We start from the raw sequence: 15,672 nt of genomic DNA, 5'->3' as shown, positions 1-15,672 counted from the left end.
GGGAAGACTGGCATGGAACGTCCATAACGGAAACAAAACGATTGTGCGGCTAGACTTGGGGCTGACATGAGTTGCCAACACCTCGTATGCGCGCAGTGCGCCCACCCCGTGATCGAGGGCCGCTGCCCCCTGTGCCGAGCCAACCGCGAGCGGATGCACAACCACGGCTTCGCCGGGCTGTCACCCGCCCTTATCCTGCTGCTGCTGGTCGTGCTGCTCTTCCTGGCCTTGGTGCTCAAGCACCTAAGCGGGCTCTGATTCCTGCCGGCGCATCCAGCGGATCTCCGACTCGATGAAGCCATCGATGTCGCCGTCGAGAACGGCTGTCGGGTTGCCCGCCTCCGTGCCCGTGCGCAGATCCTTCACGATCTGGTAGGGGTGCAGCACGTAGTTGCGGATCTGCGTGCCCCATGAGGTGGTCGAGGCGCCCCGCAGCTCGGACATGCGCTCAGCCTCCTCCTGCCGCTTGCGCTCCAGCAGCTTGGCCTGCAGCACGTTCATCGCCGAGGCGCGGTTCTGGAGCTGCGAGCGCTCGTTCTGGCAGGAGACCACGATGTTGGTCGGCAGGTGGGTGATGCGGACCGCCGAGTCGGTCGTGTTGACGCCCTGGCCGCCGGGTCCCGACGAGCGGTAGACGTCGATGCGGAGCTCGTCCTCGTTGATGTCGATGTGGTCGGTCTGCTCGACGACCGGCACGATGTCGACCCCGGCGAACGAGGTCTGGCGGCGGCCCTGGTTGTCGAACGGGCTGATGCGGACCAGACGGTGGGTGCCGTGCTCGCCACGGAGCGTGCCGTAGGCGTAGGGGGCCTTGATCGTGAAGGTGGCCGACTTGATGCCGGCCTCTTCCGCGTAGGAGGTGTCGTAGACCTCGGTCGGGAAGCCCTTGCGCTCGGCCCACCGCAAGTACATGCGCAGCAGCATCTCCGCCCAGTCGGCGGCGTCGACGCCACCGGCCTGCGAGTTGATGGTGAGCAGCGCCTCGCGCGCGTCGTAGGGACCGGACAGGAGGGTGCGGACCTCCAGCGCGCCGATGTCGGACCGGAGCGAGGCCAGCTCCTTGTCGGCCTCGGCCCTGGTGTCCTCGTCGCCCTCCTCGGCGGCCAGCTCGTAGAGGACGCTGAGGTCGTCGAGACGGCGGACCAGCCCCTCGACGCGGTTGAGCTCACCCTGCATGTGCGAGAGCTTGCTGGTGACCTTCTGGGCCTGCTCAGGGTCGTCCCACAGGTCGGGCGCGGCTACCTGCCCCTCCAGCTCCTCGACCTGCTTGCGCATGGCGCCGAGGTCGAGCACGTCCTGGATGCTCCGCAGGGTGCCCGCGAGCTCGTTGATCTCTTCTGCTGGATCGATGCCTGCCACGTTTCCATAGGGTACGCGACCCTCGCGGGCCCGAATAACATGGCCACGTGCGTAGTTACGGTCGGCGGAAGGTGCTGGCGCTCGCCGCCGGCCTGCTGGCCGCGGCGGTCGGCTGCTCGGCGTCGCCACAAACCCAGCCCAGTCAGGTGGCGGCGACCACGGCCAAGCCCGTGACGCCGACGCCCTCGGCGGCGACCCCGCTGATCACCCCGGCCGACGCGGCCAAGGCGTTCGCCACCTTCACCGCCACCGATGACCTGCTGCGGGCCGGGGGCGACCTACGGCTGGCAATGGAGCTGACCCGCGACGCGGAGGCGCAGCTCACCTCGTCCGCGTTCCTGTCGACGGGCAACCGGCCGCCGCGCTACACGTGGGGCGCGCCGACGCTGTTCGTCCCGCGGTTCAAGCAGAGTGAGACGGCGGCCTGGTTCACGGTCCTGGCCACGCGCAACGGCCATCCGACGCTGCTGACGTTCGCCAATGCCGACGCCAAGACCGACGACTGGCGGCTCAGCTCGGCGACGCAACTGCTGCCAGGGCAGGACCCGCCCCACATTCAGCTCGACGCGGAGGGCTACGCGACCTTGCTGGCGCCCGACGACAAGAGCATCACCATCAGCCCGCAGTTCATGGGCCCGCTGCACGCCACGGTGGCGGAGGCGGGCGAGACGGGCGTGGCGGCCGGCCTGCTCGAACGGGGCCCCTACACCACGGACGTGGCGGAGCAGATCACCACCGACCGGGAACGCGCCAAGATCGGCGGGTTCAGCTACGACTCGATCTTCAGCGCGGGCGACTACCCGGTCTACGCGCTGCGCATGGTGGGCGGCGGGGCGCTGATCCAATACGCGATGACGCGCACGACGACGACCACGGTGGAGACGGACAAGATCGACTTCGTCCCGGTGCCTGAGTCGGCCCGCTGGCTCTATCACGAAGTCAAGGCCCGCCGCTTCCTGAAGACCACGGAGATCAACCAGTACGCGACGGTCGTCCCGCCATCCGGCACCCCGACCCCGACCGCCATCATCGCCCACACCGGCGCCCTCACCAAGGCCGTAGGCGGCGATCCCTAAACCCCTTTTTTTCTTTTACGGCAGGCACGGTGGGCCCCACCCGCCGTACGGGGCTGAGCCCTGTCCAGGGGCACGCTCCTCCGGTGGAGGTGGCTTGGCGCCGTGACGTGCGCATTCTTGGCCATGGCCTTCCCACGCAACAGTGGTGGTCGCTACGCGTAGGTCTCTCGTAGGCGTTGGAGGGCCTCGTGGGAGGGGGTGCCGGGGGCGGCCGTGTAGATGACCAGGCGTTGGTCGGCGCCGGCTATGGGGAGGAAGTCGCAGTCGAGTTCGATGGGGCCCGCGATGGGGTGGGTCATGTGCTTCGTCAGGGTGCGCTGGACCTCGATGTCGCGGGCCGCCCACAGTTCGGCGAAATGAGGGCTGCGCTCTTTCAGGTCGTCGACCAGGGCTCTGATGTCGGCGTCCCCTGGGTAGCGGCCGGTGGCTCGGAGGTCGGCCACGCACTTGCGGGCGAGTTGGAGCTTGTCGGCCGGCGTGGCCTGATCGCCGAAGAGCCAGCGCAGCGTGTTGCGTTCCCGGGGTGGCCTCTCTGACAGGTCGCCGATCAGGGCGACCAGCATGCTGTTCCAGGCGAGTACGTCGTAGCAGGCATTGACCACCATGGCCGGGACGTCAGTGAGGCGGTCCAGCAGGCGCCGGACGTTGGCGGGCACCTCGCGTGCGGGCCCGACGCGGGCCGGGGAGTGGTCGGCCAGCCGGAGCAGGTAGTCGTGCTCGTCGGCCGTCAGCCGCAAGGTCCGGCCGAGCGCGGTGAGGACCTGGTCGGACGGGTGCGGGCCGCGGCCCTGTTCCAGCCTGATGTAGTAGTCGACGGAGATGCCCGCCAGCAGCGCGACCTCCTCACGGCGCAGCCCAGGGGTCTGCCGGCGCGGGCCGGGCGCCAGCCCCACCTCGGTGGGCTGGATCCGGCTCCTCCGGCTACGCAGAAAGCCGCCGAGTTCCTCCCTGTTCATCCCCACCATCATGACCCAGCCCATCCGGGCCTGGTACTCCGAGTCCCAGCCCTGGCGGTGCCTACCCGCCTGGTACGGCCCCGGACCAGCATGTCCGCATGACGATCCTGGTAACCGGGGCCCGTGGACACGTGGCCCGGAGTCTCATACGGCAGCTCCTGGCGGCCGGCGAGCAGGTCCGCGCCGCCAGCAAGGATCCCGCCGCGACCCACCTGCCCACCGGCGTGGACGTGGTCGACGCGGGCAGTGCGGCACTCGCGCTGGACGGCGTCGACCGGATGTTCCTCTACGCCGACCGGCAGGGGCTGGACGCCTTCCTGGCGAAGGCCCGCGAGGCCGGAGTGCGCCACGTGGTCCTCCTGTCGGCCGCCCTGGCGGACCCCACGGCCTCGGACGCGATCGCCCGCATGCACGGCGTGGCGGAAGAGTCGGTGGCCGCCTCAGGGCTCTCCTGGACCGCCCTGCGGCCCGGCGCCTTCGCCACCAACACCCTCGGGTGGGCGCCGGAGATCATCGCGGCAGGCAAGGTCAGCAGCCCGTTCCCTGACACCCACTCGGCTCCCATCCACGAGGCCGACATAGCCGAAATCGCGCTGAAAGCGCTGACAGAAGATGGCCACGAGAACGCCGTCTACAAGTTGACCGGCCCCGAATCTCTCACCCAGCGCGACCAGATGAACACGATCGCGCGAGTGATCGGCAAGCCGATCGAGTGGCACCTACAGGACTTGGAAGCCCACCGCCAGGCTCTGTCCCGCTGGGGCTCACCGGAAGTAGTGGAGTCACTCGTTCAAAACTCCATAGCGGCCATAAACACTCCAGAAACGCCATCAACCACATTCACTGAGCTAACCGGCAAACCCCCAAGAACCTTCGCCCAATGGACGGAAGACCACAAGCACGCCTTCACGGCCACAAACTAACCAGAGGCCGAGAGCCAAGACGCGACCACGGCCGGGGCCAAGAAGACGCACGTCACGGCGCTCAGCCACCTCCACCGGAGGAGCGTGCCCCTGGACAGGCCCCAGCGCCGTGCGGCGACTGGGGCCCACCGGGCCTGCCGTAAAGGATCGAAAAGGTTGTGAAAGGGATCAGCCTTCGGTGTGGGGGAGGCTGCTTGAGGCGACGAGCGTGCGGATGGCGCGGAGGGCCACGGAGAGCGTCGCCAGGTCGAAGTTGTCGCTTTCCCAGATTTCCGAGAGCGTCTGACGGGCTCGGTGGACCGCCGCCGAGTTCGCCTCCGTCCAGCGGGCCAGTCGCTCCTCCGGAGACAGCCCAGGCGTGCTGTGGGCCAGCACATCCCGGGTCAGTGAGGCGTGGGCCGCGTACAGGTCGTCCCTGAGTGCCGCCCGCGCCATCGAGTTCCAGCGGTTGTCACGCGGCAGCGCGATCACCCGCTCCCTGAGGAGGGCCAGCTGGAGGCGGTCGGCGAGGTCGAAGTACACCTCCGCCGCCTCGTTGACCGGACGGCCCGTGAGCGACGAGATCTCCACCAGGTCGAACGTCGAATAGGCGGGCACCATGGCCGCCACCCGCTCCGCCAGCTCCAGCGGCACGCCGCGGGCCGCGAAGGAGTCGCGGCGCTCCTCGAAGGCCGCCAGGTCGGGACCGGCGAGCAGCTTCGGGATGTGGGCGAGCAGGCCGTTCACGCCCTTGACGAAGAAGCTCACCGACCCGGCCAGGTCGAGCGGCGGGCGGCGGTTGCCGAGCAGCCAGCGCGTGCCACGCTCGGCCAGTTTCCTGGCCTCCAGCAGCATCGCGATCTGGATCGACGTGTCGGCCTTGTTGTCCAGCGCCTCCACCGCGCGGTGGAAGCTGGCCAGGTCGAACACCTCGCGGGCGACGAGGTAGGCGCGGACGATGTCGGGCGTCGAGGCGCCGGTCTCCTCGCTGAAGCGGAACATGAACGTGGTGCCCATCGAGTTGACCAGCTCGTTCACCACCGTGGTGGTGATGATCTCGCGGCGCAGCGGGTGGGCGTCCATGTACGGCCGGAACCGTTCGCGCAGCGCCGACGGGAAGTACGACACCAGCCACGAGGCCAGATACGGATCATCGGGCAGGTCGGAGGCGAGCAGCTCGGCGTCGGCCACCAGCTTGGTGTAGGCCAGCAGCACCGAGAACTCGGGCGCCGTCAGACCCAGCCGGGCCTGGCGGCGTTCGGCCAGGATCTTGTCGGAGGGCAGGAACTCCAGCTCCCGGTTGACCAGCCCGTCACGCTCCAGGCGCCGCAGATAGCGGGAGTGGATGTGGAGCATCTCGGGGGCCTGGGCGCGGGTCGCGGCCAGCACCACGTTCTGGGCGTAGTTGTCGCGCAGCACCAGGTCGGCGACCTCGTCGGTCATCGAGGTGAAGACCTGGTTGCGCTGCTTGTCGGTCAGCTCGCCGTCGCGGACGACCTGGTCGAGCAGGATCTTGATGTTGACCTCGTGGTCGGAGGTGTCGACCCCGGCCGAGTTGTCGATGAAGTCGGTGTTGACCAGCCCGCCGCCGCGCGCGAACTCGATGCGGGCCAGCTGGGTGAACCCCAGGTTGCCGCCCTCGCCGATGACCTTGCAGCGCAGCTCTCCGGCGTCGACCCGGAGCGGGTCGTTGGCCTTGTCGCCCACGTCGGCGTTGGACTCGGTGCTCGCCTTGACGTAGGTGCCGATGCCGCCGTTCCACAGCAGGTCCACGGGGGCCCGGAGGATGGCGCTGATCAGGTCGTTCGGCGCCATCGAGTTGATCGCCGCGGGGATGGAGAGCGCCTCGCGGATCTGCGGCGTGATCTGGATGGACTTGGCCGTACGCGGATAGACGCCGCCGCCCGCCGAGATCAGCTGGGTGTCGTAGTCCGCCCAGGAGCTGCGTGGCAGCTCGAAGAGCCGTTGCCGCTCGGCGAAGCTGCGGGCGGTGTCGGGGTCGGGGTCGATGAAGATGTGCCGGTGGTCGAAGGCGGCCACCAGCTGGATGTGCCGCGACAGCAGCATGCCGTTGCCGAACACGTCGCCCGACATGTCGCCGACACCGGCCACGGTGAAATCGGTGGTCTGTATGTCGGTCCCGATCGTGCGGAAGTGGTACTTGACCGACTCCCAGGCGCCGCGCGCGGTGATGCCCATCGCCTTGTGGTCATAGCCGATCGAGCCACCGGAGGCGAAGGCGTCGCCGAGCCAGAAGCCGTACTCCTTGGCCACGCCGTTGGCGATGTCGGAGAAGGTCGCGGTGCCCTTGTCGGCGGCGACCACCAGGTAGGTGTCGTCGCCGTCGTGCCTGACCACGTCCGGCGGGGGCACCACCTTGCCGTCGACCAGGTTGTCGGTGACGTCGAGCAGTCCGGAGATGAACATCCGGTAGCACGCCACGCCCTCGGCGAGCTGCTCTTCGCGCCCTCCGCCCACCGGCGGACGCTTCACGACAAATCCGCCCTTAGACCCAGTGGGCACGATAACGGTATTTTTCACCATCTGGGCTTTGACCAGGCCGAGGATCTCCGTCCGGAAGTCCTCCATCCGGTCCGACCACCGCAACCCGCCTCTGGCCACCTTGCCGAAGCGCAGGTGCACGCCCTCGACCCGGGCCGAGTACACGAAGATCTCGTACTTCGGCCGCGGCAGCGGCAGCACGCTGATCGCCTGCGGGTCGAACTTCAGCGAGATGTACGGCTTGCGGCGCCCGCCGACGGTCTGGAAGTAGTTGGTACGCAGCGTCGCCTGGATCATCTCCAGGTACGCCCGCAGAATCCGGTCCTCGTCGAGCGAGGCGACCTCGTCGAGCGCGCCCAGGATCTCCTCGGTGAGCGCGTCGGTCAGGTCGGCCCGCACGTCGTCACCGCGCCGTGGGTCCAGGCGCGCCTCGAACAGCCGCACCAGCAGCCGGGCCAGCCGCACGTTGCCCGTCAGCACCCGCTCCATGTAGCGCTGGGAGAAGGCGGAGCCCGCCTGGCGCAGGTATTGGGCGTAGACGCGCAGGATCTCGACCTGCTCCCAGGTCAGTCCGGCCCGCAGGATGAGGGCGTTGAAGTTGTCGGCCTGGACCTCGCCCTTCCACAGCGCGGTGAGGCCGTCCTGGAAGAGCCGCTTGAAGTCCTTCCTGTCGACCTCCTCGTTCGGCGTGTAGCGCAGCCCGAAGTCGTAGATCCAGGCGTTCTTGGTGGCGGGGTCGTTGTCCCGGTCGATCTCGTACGGCCGCTCGTCCACGACCTCGACGCCGAGCCGCTGGATCAGCGGGAGCGCCCGCGACAGCGAGATGGGCGAGCCCAGTTTGTAGATCTTCAGCCGCCGCTCGCCCTCGGCCGCGTCGTAGGGCTCGTAGAGGTTGAGGCCGATCTCGTTCTCGTCGGCGCCGACCAGCTCCTCCAGGCGGCGCAGGTCCACCACGGCCATCTGCGGAGGGAAGTCGGCCTTGTAGCCCTCGGGGAAGGCCGACTGGTAGCGCCTGCTCAGCTGGGGGGCCTCCGCCTCGGAGGTCTGCTCCGCCAGCGCCGCGGCCAGGTCGTCCTCCCACGACCGGGTGATCGCGGCCAGCCGCGACTCGAGCTCCTGCACGTCGACGCTCGGCGGCGGCAGCTGCCGGCCGCGCTCGCCGCGGATGACCACGTGCAGCCGGGCCAGGGCGGACTCGCCGATCATCGCGCTGTAGTCGAGCGTCTTGCCGCCCAGCGCCTTGAGCAGCAGCTCCTGCATCCGGTAGCGCACCTGAGTGGTGTAACGGTCGCGCGGCAGGTAGATCAGGCAGGAGATGTAGCGGCCGTAGTCGTCGCGGCGCAGGAACAGCTTGACCTGCTTGCGCTCGCGCAGCCGCAGCACGCCGAGCGCGATCGGCAGGAGCTGGTCGAGCGAGGTCTGGAAGAGCTCGTCGCGCGGGAAGGTCTCCAGGATCTCGATCAGGTCCTTGCCGTCGTGGCTGTCGGGGGCCAGCCCGGCCTGCTCCAGCACGTCGGCGAGCTTGCGCCTGAGCACCGGGATCCTGGAGATCGACTCGCTGTAGGCCACGTGCGTGAACAGGCCGAGGAAGCGGCGCTCGCCGATCACCTCGCCCTCCGGCGAGAACAGCTTCACCCCGATGTAGTCGAGGTAGGCCGCGCGGTGCACGGTCGCCCGGGAGTTGGCCTTGGTGATGATCAGCAGTTGCTTCTCGCGCGCCTTGGCGCGCACCTCGGGGGGCAGCACGGAGAAGCTCTCCGAGCCGATCTTGTCGTCCCGCAGGATGCCCAGCGCCGCGCCGGGCATGGCGCGCAGCGCGTCGCCCTCGTCGGTCTGCTCCAGGCGGTACTCGCGGTAGCCGAGGAAGGTGAAGTGCCCGTCGGCGAGCCAGCGCAGCAGGTCAAGACTGTCCTCGACCTCCGCGGGCTCCAGCGGCGGCGGGTTCAGCGTGAGGTCCTCGGCGGTCTGTACGGCCACCCCCCGCATCTTCCTGAAGTCCTCGACCGCCTGCCGCACGTCGGACAGGACCCGCTGGAGGTCGGCCTCCAGCTGCCCGAGCACCTCGGGGTCGGTCTGCCGGTCGATCTCGAAGTGCATCCAGGACTCGACCAGTATCTGGCCGGTGACGTCCTCCTGACCCGCGCCGAGCATCTTGCCGGTCATGTCACGGCGTACTCGCATCTGCGGGTGGACCACCAGATAGGTGTTGATGTCATGCCTGGCCAGCTCCATCGTCACCGAGTCGACCAGGAAGGACATGTCGTCGGTGACCACCTCCACCACGGAGTGCCCGGGGTCCCAGCCGTTCTCCTCGAGGGTCGGCGTGTAGACGCGGACCACGGCCCGGCCCTGGGGGCGTACCTCGGCCAGCTGCTTCTGCGACATCGCCGGGCCGTAGACGTCAATGGGGCTGCGGTCGAGCAGGTCCTCCGGCGCGATGTGCCGGTAGTAGACGCGTAGGAAGGCCAGCGCGTCCTCGGGGCTCACATGGTCGCTGCTCACCGCGCATCGTTGCGCGGCTCTCTGGAGCAGCTCATCCTTGGCCTCGTCGAGCGGCATTTCGCTCTCACTCCTTTGTGAGGGTTCGCCATGGCTTGTCACAGCCAGGCCCTTAGTTCCCACAGCAGCGGGAAGTAGTGCAGGCGGGTCCTACCTCGCAGGTAGGGGGCACCCGTCGAGCCGCCGGTGCCCGATTTGGTGCCGATCTGCCGTTCGACCATCTGCACGTGACGGGTCCGCCACTGGGCGGCGGTCTCGTCGTGGGTCAGCAGATCTTCGGCCAGTTGCCACAGGTCGTCGTGCGACCCGCGGTCCCTCGCCACGGCCAGCAGCGTGCCCATGATCTCGTCGTCGGAGACCGGCAGCCCACGCTGGGAAAGGGCGGTGAGATAAGCATCCCACAGCGTCGGCTCGGCCAGCCGACGGCGCAGCCTGCCGAGCTCGGCTTCGTCGGCGTCCCTGAGCCGGCCGAGATAGCTCGGATCCTTCAGCCCCGACAGGAACTCCAGCTCGCGGAACTGCACCGACTGGAAGCCGCTCGCCGGGGCGAGCCTGGCCCGGAACTCCAGGAAGTCCTGGGGCGTCATCGTCTCCAGCACGTCGACCTGCTCGATCAGCACCCGCTCCACCGCGTGCACCCGCTGGAACACGTGCCGGGCCTGCCAGAGCTCGCCCTGGAACATGGCCTCGCGGCCGGTCTCCAGCTCGTGCAGCAGCAGCTTGAACCAGAGCTCGTAGACCTGGTGGATGGTGATGAACAGCAGCTCGTCAGGCGCCTGGGACTGAGGCCGTTGCTGGTCGAGCAATTCGGGCAGGCGAAGGTAGCCGCCATAGCTGAGCCGGCCGCCCTCCTCGCCGAATCGCCTGTCAGGAGGAACGGCCGCATCACCCTCGATGCCCACCGAACACCTCCCCAAGCCGCCCGGTCTGGTCGACCGGGCGTACGCGCCTCGCCGTACCGATATCACCCGAAAAGGGGAAAAAGGTCAACGTGACATCGACATGGGCGGGTCGTCCTCAGCGGCTGAGGGCAGGTGTTTGAGCTCGTCGAGCCGGCTCGGAATCTCGGCCATGTCCTGGAGCTCCGCCTGGCACCTTGCGCATGTGTCGAGGTGGCGCTCGAACTCCTCCAGGTCCTCTTCATCGAGGACACCGAGGACGTAGGCGACCACCTCTTCATGCATTACCCGGCTACCCCCTTGTCCCGCAGAAGCACACGTAGAGCCCGGATCCCGTAGTAGAGCCTGGACTTCACCGTGCCCGGCGGGATCCCCAGAATCTCCGCCGCTTCATTAATCGTACGGTCCCGAAGGTAGGTCTGCTCAATGACTTCCCGGTGTTCTTCTGACAGGCTCCGCAGCGCGTCAGCGACCACCATGGCCGAGAGCGCCCGCTCCGAGCCGTCAGGGACCGCCAGCATGTCGACTTCCGGCGGCTCGACCTCGTGAGGCCGAACACTCTTACGCCGGCGACCGTCGATGACGATACGGCGGGCCACTGTCAGTAGCCATGCCCAGATGAGGCTGGGCTCCCATTGAAGTCTTGCCGAGTGACGCCAGGCTCTAACGATCGTCTCTTGAACGACGTCTTCGGCCCATTGAAGATCGTTCCCGGTCGACTTGCGTACGTGGCGCAGCAGAGGGCCGCCGAACTCCTGGTAGAGCACCGCAATGCGGTGTTCCGCCTCGGCATCCGTACTCTCTAACTTGCCGGCGAGATGACCTAGCACGGGGCACATCTTTACACCTTCGTTATCACTCCGGTAGTCACTCCGATAACTCCAGTCATTTCTGACTATTTGGACCCCTTGAGTGAACCGGTCCCCGGAGGCCCGCGTACCTCCGATCATGCACAGGCTTTTGCGCGGCGAACTGCTCATGTTCGGCGGCTTCGCAGTGGCTGCCACGGTCACGATCCTGCTGGTCCTGCCACCAGGAAGCTCCGCAGGATCCACTCAGTACACGCAGTCGGCCGCCGGTCCTCTCGGGCCGGCAGACCGCGACCTGCTAGTCAGAGTACGCCAGGCAGGCCTCTGGGAGATTCCTGTTGGCCAATGGGCCCAGACACGGGCCGAGTCAGCAAGCGTGAAGGAGACCGGGAGGCACCTGGTCGAAGATCACACGAAGCTGGACGAGGCGACTCGCGCGCTCGCCGCGAAACTCGGCGTGCCCATCCCAGACGTGGCCAATGCCGATCAGCAGAGCTGGATGGCCCAGCTGTCCGCGGAGAAGGGTCCCGCCTTCGACAAGGACTTCGCCAACCTGTTGCGAGCCGCGCACGGCAAGGTCTTCGCCGTCGTGGCAGATGTGCGGGCGGGGACCCGCAACACCGAGATCAGGAAGTTCGCCAACACCGCCAACACGGTGGTGCTGAAGCACATGACGTTGCTCGAAGGGACTGGCCTGGTCGACTTCGGCGATCTTCCCGAGCCCCCCACGCCCTCACCGGTTCCACCCGTCGCAACGGCGGTCGAAACGAGGAGACAGTAATGAGGAGATCCAGACGCACGGCCGCGGCCGTGTCCGCCCTGGCCGTGATGGCCAGCGGCCTGGTGTCCGCGGCCGTGATCGGCGTCGGTCCGGCGCTTGCGGACCATTGCGATCCGGCACAGCAGAGCAACAACCAGCAGCCGTCTCAATCACCGACGCAACAACGGCGACAGCAGCAGGCTCCGGACAACCAGGACCAGCAGCAACAGGACCAGGGTCAGCAGGACAACCAGCAGCAGAACAACAACCAGGACCAGCAGCAGCAGGACCAGCAGGGCCAGCAACAGGACCAGCAGGGTCAGCAGCAGCAGGACCAGGGTCAGCAACAGCAGCAGGGTCAGCAGCAGCAAGGCGGCGGGGCCCTCTTGGCCGCGCCGACCCCGGAGCCGGGAACGCAGGACACCGGTAACGCCCAGGACCAGCAGAACAACAACCAGGACCAGCAACAGCAGGACCAGGGCCAGCAACAGCAGCAGGACCAGGGTCAGCAGCAGCAACAGGATCAGGGCCAGCAGCAGCAGTTCCGCCGCCGGGGCAACAACAACAACCAGAACCCGACGAAGAGCCCGTCCGCGACCCCCTCCCCCACCGAGAGCGACCACGATGAGGGCGAGTGCGCCGACCTCGGCCCGTTCGTCGAGGACTTCATCGACATCCGCCAGGTCGGCCGCGGCCAGCTCGCCAACCCCCAATTCGGTAGGAACGGCTCAAGGGGCACCTTCGTCTCCTCTTGCGGGACGAACGGCAACAAGCACAACAACCCCGACAACTTCATCGTCGCTCCGGGCGTGAGCAACGGCGCGCACCACCTGCACGACTACGTGGGCAACCTGACGACGGACGGGTTCTCGACGGACCAGAGTCTCGCCGCGGGAGGTACCACCTGCCGGTTCGGCGACAAGTCGGCCTACTTCTGGCCAGTGCTCCGCGACCGCAAGGTGGACGTCAACACCAACGACCAGGACGGCAACGTCGGCCAGGTCCTGCGGGCCCGCCAGGTGACCCTCCAGTTCCGCGGCAACGCCTCGTCCAGGGTGGTCGCGATGCCGAGGTTCCTGAGGATCATCACCGGTGACGCCAAGGCGGCCACGAACGGCGGCGCGAACGCGAAGGCCGCGTGGACGTGTACCGGCTTCCAGAACCGCATCACTAATAACAAATATCCACTCTGCCCACGCGGCAGCCAAGTCGTCCGTATTCTAGACTTCCCAAGCTGCTGGGACGGCCAGAACACCGACAGCGCCAACCACCGTACGCACGTGGCGTTCCCGGGACAGGGTGGCGCCTGCCCGCAGGGAACCAAGGCCATCCCACAGCTGCGCATGTCCCTCACGTACTCGGTTCCACAGGGGCCGTCCTTCGCCGTGGACGCGTTCCCTGAGCAGAAGCACAATCCGGTGACCGATCACGCAGACTTCGCCAACGTGATGTCTGACCAGCTCATGAACTTCGTGGTCAGCTGCATCAACCGCGGACGTCGTTGCTGACGTAGATCGGCCCTCCCGAGTCGCACCCTCAATCGACGACCATGGAGGGAATCGATGCTCCACAGAAGACTGCCCCGGCACGCTCCGAGCAAGCTGGACTCCAGGTATGTCCGGTTCGGAGTAAGCGCCGTGCTGGCCGCGTTGGTCCTGGCGGGGTTCGCCCTGACCAGGACCGACAGCGGGATCTCAGTACTCGGCCAAGGGGTGGCTTTCCTCGAGTTCTACGCGGGCGTGTTCGCCCTGGTGCTGCTGAGCGCGACTGTCGGGCTCGGCCTGCTCACCACCGAACGCGTCTTCCTGTCCCCGTCCAACAGGGTCAGGGCACAGCTGGCACACCGGGCCACAGCGATGATCGGGATGGCCTACCTGGTCACGCACATCACCCTCATGGTCAGTCTGGGGCATGCCCCACTGGCCGCGACAGTGGTCCCAATTGCCGGTATCTATGTGGGATTCGGCGCTGTAGCCTTCGACATGATGGTGATCATCGTTGTGTCGGGAATGGTCCGAGGACGGTTCGCGGTGACGGCCAAGCCATGGATATGGCGGATGCTCCACGCCACCGCGTACCTGTCCTGGCCCGTGGCCATCATGCATGGTCTGACCGCGGGCCGCCCTCCGGCGCCCTGGGTGGCGTGGTCCTACATCGCCTGCCTCGCGGCGGTCGGTGGGGCACTGCTCGTCCGAGTACTCGCCACCACGCTCAGGCCGGCTCTCCAGCCGGAATGGGTGAAGACGATGGAGGTCGACACCTCACCGGTCGAGCGGCCGGTGGACGTCAACGCGCCGGTTAGCCTCGACGCGGCGCGCAGGAAGTACCGGGAGGCGGGATGAGACCGCACAGGAATGCCCAGGAGGCGCCAGAGTGATCCCGCATAGAGTCCCACGCGTGTTACGCGTGGGCCCGGCCCGGCTCACCGCCGGGCTGGAGCACACCAGGCGGATCGACCTGCCGGCGCACCGGACGCTTCATGGCGAACCGGTGTTGCGCGATATCGAGACGCTGATCGCCCAGGTGAACGAGGTCGACATGCGCGGCCGAGGCGGAGCGGCGTTCCCCGTCGGCCGCAAGCTGCGCGCCGTCGCCGACGCCGCCGGGGCACGCGAGAGTGTCGTGCTGGTCAACGGCTCGGAGGGCGAGCCGGCCAGCTTCAAGGACACCATGATGCTCATCCGCAACCCGCACCTCGTGCTCGACGGAGCGGTCCTCGCCGCCGAGGCCCTGCACGCGCGCGAGGTCGTCGTGGCGATCGGGTCCGGCGGCGAGGTGGCCGAGTCATCGGTCTCCGCGGCCGTCGCCGAGCGCCGCGCCGCCAATGTGGCGGGCGGCCAGGAGAGCCACGTGAAGATCCGGGTGGTCGGCCTGGAGGAGCGGTTCATCTCGGGCGAGGGTGGCGCGCTGGTACGCGGCGTGAACGGCGACGTGGCCATCCCCAACGGCCGCAAGAAGCGCGCCGCCGAGAGCGGCGTGGACGGTCTGCCCACGCTGCTGTCGAACACCGAGACGTTCGCCCAGCTCGCCCTGCTCGCCGAGTTCGGCCCCGAAGGGTACGCCGAGTACGGCACCGCCAAGGAGCCCGGCACCGTCCTGCTCAGCGTGAGCGGCGGCGCCACCAACCCCGCCGTCGTGGAGGCGCCCACAGGCACCCCGCTGATCGACGTCCTCGACCTGTGCGAGGCGGAGATCGGCGACGGCGTCCTCATGGGCGGCTACCACGGCGCGTGGATGAGCTACGAGAACGCCCTCTCCGCGGTGATCTCGCGCGAAGGCATGAAGAAGATGGGCAGCGAGCTGGGTGCCGGGATCATCGTCCCGCTCGGCGACTCGACCTGCCCACTTGGCGAGACCACAAGGGTGGCGGCCTACCTCGCCGCCCAGTCCTCGGGCCAGTGCGGCCCCTGCCGCCTCGGGCTGCCCGATGTGGCGCGGGCCCTGCTCGCGCTGGTCGAGGGCACCGGGTCCACGGACGCGGTACGCCGCACCGTACGCGCCGTCGAGCGCAGAGGCGCCTGCTTCCACCCCGACGGCACCGCCAGGTTCGTCCTCTCCTCCCTGGACGCCTTCGAGAGTGACATCGCCCTGCACCTGGAGTACGGCTCCTGCGGCCGGCCGGTCCGCGGTGTGCTGCCCCTCCCGGAGCACGAGGACGAGCCCGAGTACCGCCTGGACGTGGACTGGACCCGTTGCGAGGGCCACGGCCTGTGCGCGCACCTGCTGCCGGAATTCGTGGAACTGGACGAATACGGCTTCCCGTCCTTCAAGACCGTGCCGGGCTGGATGGCGAAGGAGGCGCGTCGGGCCGTCGACATGTGCCCCGCGCTGGCCCTGCGCCTCAATGAGTCCATAGCGGTACGGGCGGGTTAATCACCCGGTCCGTCCGCCTGAGCGCGCTCAGGCGGAC

At 68.0% G+C, this 15,672-nt stretch carries 13 protein-coding genes; 7 read left to right on the top strand and 6 right to left on the bottom strand.

Annotated features, from left to right (window positions below):
* Positions 1 to 66 precede the first annotated feature (66 nt).
* The gene (locus AB0B61_RS45580) at positions 67 to 258 is read left to right on the top strand and encodes a hypothetical protein (RefSeq protein ID WP_225295827.1); all 192 of its coding nucleotides are present in this window, start codon (positions 67 to 69) and stop codon (positions 256 to 258) included.
* Here AB0B61_RS45580 and prfB read toward each other — a convergent pair.
* Positions 244 to 1,359 (bottom strand): peptide chain release factor 2, encoded by a 1,116-nt coding sequence (prfB, locus tag AB0B61_RS45575; protein ID WP_358446533.1) that lies wholly within the window; start codon positions 1,357 to 1,359, stop codon positions 244 to 246. The two genes, AB0B61_RS45580 and prfB, sit on opposite strands and share 15 nt — an antisense overlap.
* A gap of 47 nt (positions 1,360 to 1,406) precedes the next feature.
* On the opposite strand from prfB, the gene AB0B61_RS45570 reads away from it, so the two are divergent.
* Positions 1,407 to 2,435 (top strand): hypothetical protein, encoded by a 1,029-nt coding sequence (locus AB0B61_RS45570; protein WP_358446531.1) that lies wholly within the window; start codon positions 1,407 to 1,409, stop codon positions 2,433 to 2,435.
* A 152-nt stretch (positions 2,436 to 2,587) separates the two neighbouring features.
* Here the strand turns inward: AB0B61_RS45570 and AB0B61_RS45565 are convergent, their stop codons facing one another.
* On the bottom strand, positions 2,588 to 3,391 hold the full coding sequence (locus tag AB0B61_RS45565; RefSeq protein WP_358446529.1) for a helix-turn-helix transcriptional regulator: 804 nt from the start codon (positions 3,389 to 3,391) through the stop codon (positions 2,588 to 2,590).
* Positions 3,392 to 3,489: 98 nt separating this feature from the next.
* Between AB0B61_RS45565 and AB0B61_RS45560 the strand changes: the two genes are divergently transcribed.
* Entirely contained in the window at positions 3,490 to 4,314 is an 825-nt protein-coding gene (locus AB0B61_RS45560; protein ID WP_358446526.1) for an NAD(P)H-binding protein, read from the top strand.
* 168 nt (positions 4,315 to 4,482) lie between these two features.
* Here the strand turns inward: AB0B61_RS45560 and AB0B61_RS45555 are convergent, their stop codons facing one another.
* The 4 genes from AB0B61_RS45555 to AB0B61_RS45540 form a co-directional block, all read right to left on the bottom strand.
* Positions 4,483 to 9,354: an NAD-glutamate dehydrogenase gene (locus AB0B61_RS45555; RefSeq protein ID WP_358446523.1), complete on the bottom strand. Its 4,872-nt coding sequence runs from the start codon at positions 9,352 to 9,354 to the stop codon at positions 4,483 to 4,485.
* Positions 9,355 to 9,392: 38 nt separating this feature from the next.
* On the bottom strand, positions 9,393 to 10,196 hold the full coding sequence (locus tag AB0B61_RS45550; RefSeq protein ID WP_358446521.1) for a tryptophan 2,3-dioxygenase family protein: 804 nt from the start codon (positions 10,194 to 10,196) through the stop codon (positions 9,393 to 9,395).
* A gap of 84 nt (positions 10,197 to 10,280) precedes the next feature.
* On the bottom strand, positions 10,281 to 10,478 hold the full coding sequence (locus tag AB0B61_RS45545; protein WP_357647790.1) for a zf-HC2 domain-containing protein: 198 nt from the start codon (positions 10,476 to 10,478) through the stop codon (positions 10,281 to 10,283).
* Positions 10,478 to 11,032, bottom strand: coding sequence for a sigma-70 family RNA polymerase sigma factor (locus tag AB0B61_RS45540; protein ID WP_358446518.1), 555 nt, complete (start codon positions 11,030 to 11,032; stop codon positions 10,478 to 10,480). The genes AB0B61_RS45545 and AB0B61_RS45540 overlap by 1 nt, the downstream gene beginning before the upstream one ends.
* A gap of 109 nt (positions 11,033 to 11,141) precedes the next feature.
* Here AB0B61_RS45540 and AB0B61_RS45535 point away from each other — a divergent pair, with 109 nt between their 5' ends.
* From AB0B61_RS45535 to AB0B61_RS45520, 4 genes are read left to right on the top strand one after another with little or no spacing between them, the layout of a single operon-like run.
* Positions 11,142 to 11,783: a DUF4142 domain-containing protein gene (locus AB0B61_RS45535; protein ID WP_358446515.1), complete on the top strand. Its 642-nt coding sequence runs from the start codon at positions 11,142 to 11,144 to the stop codon at positions 11,781 to 11,783.
* Positions 11,783 to 13,270, top strand: a complete 1,488-nt coding sequence (locus AB0B61_RS45530) for a DUF1996 domain-containing protein (protein WP_358446512.1) — start codon at positions 11,783 to 11,785, stop codon at positions 13,268 to 13,270. Before AB0B61_RS45535 ends, AB0B61_RS45530 begins: the two co-directional genes overlap by 1 nt.
* Positions 13,271 to 13,324: 54 nt before the next feature.
* Positions 13,325 to 14,104 (top strand): hypothetical protein, encoded by a 780-nt coding sequence (locus AB0B61_RS45525; protein WP_358446509.1) that lies wholly within the window; start codon positions 13,325 to 13,327, stop codon positions 14,102 to 14,104.
* Between the two features lie 55 nt (positions 14,105 to 14,159).
* Complete coding sequence (locus tag AB0B61_RS45520; RefSeq protein WP_358446506.1) at positions 14,160 to 15,635, top strand: ferredoxin; 1,476 nt, start codon at positions 14,160 to 14,162, stop codon at positions 15,633 to 15,635.
* Positions 15,636 to 15,672 lie beyond the last annotated feature (37 nt).

Source organism: Nonomuraea sp. NPDC049158, assembly GCF_040648335.1.
In the GTDB taxonomy this organism is placed as follows: Bacteria; Actinomycetota; Actinomycetes; order Streptosporangiales; family Streptosporangiaceae; genus Nonomuraea.
The sequence above is the reverse complement of the archived record's forward strand: the minus strand, read 5'-3'. Positions and strand labels throughout refer to the sequence as shown.

Coding starts and splice junctions, on each gene's coding strand:
- AB0B61_RS45560 (WP_358446526.1), top strand. CDS start 3,490: ATGACGATCCTGGTAACCGGGGCCCGTGGACACGTGGCCCGGAGTCTC.
- AB0B61_RS45540 (WP_358446518.1), bottom strand. CDS start 11,032: ATGTGCCCCGTGCTAGGTCATCTCGCCGGCAAGTTAGAGAGTACGGAT.
- AB0B61_RS45535 (WP_358446515.1), top strand. CDS start 11,142: ATGCACAGGCTTTTGCGCGGCGAACTGCTCATGTTCGGCGGCTTCGCA.
- AB0B61_RS45530 (WP_358446512.1), top strand. CDS start 11,783: ATGAGGAGATCCAGACGCACGGCCGCGGCCGTGTCCGCCCTGGCCGTG.
- AB0B61_RS45580 (WP_225295827.1), top strand. CDS start 67: ATGAGTTGCCAACACCTCGTATGCGCGCAGTGCGCCCACCCCGTGATC.
- AB0B61_RS45555 (WP_358446523.1), bottom strand. CDS start 9,354: ATGCCGCTCGACGAGGCCAAGGATGAGCTGCTCCAGAGAGCCGCGCAA.
- AB0B61_RS45565 (WP_358446529.1), bottom strand. CDS start 3,391: ATGAACAGGGAGGAACTCGGCGGCTTTCTGCGTAGCCGGAGGAGCCGG.
- AB0B61_RS45525 (WP_358446509.1), top strand. CDS start 13,325: ATGCTCCACAGAAGACTGCCCCGGCACGCTCCGAGCAAGCTGGACTCC.
- AB0B61_RS45545 (WP_357647790.1), bottom strand. CDS start 10,478: ATGCATGAAGAGGTGGTCGCCTACGTCCTCGGTGTCCTCGATGAAGAG.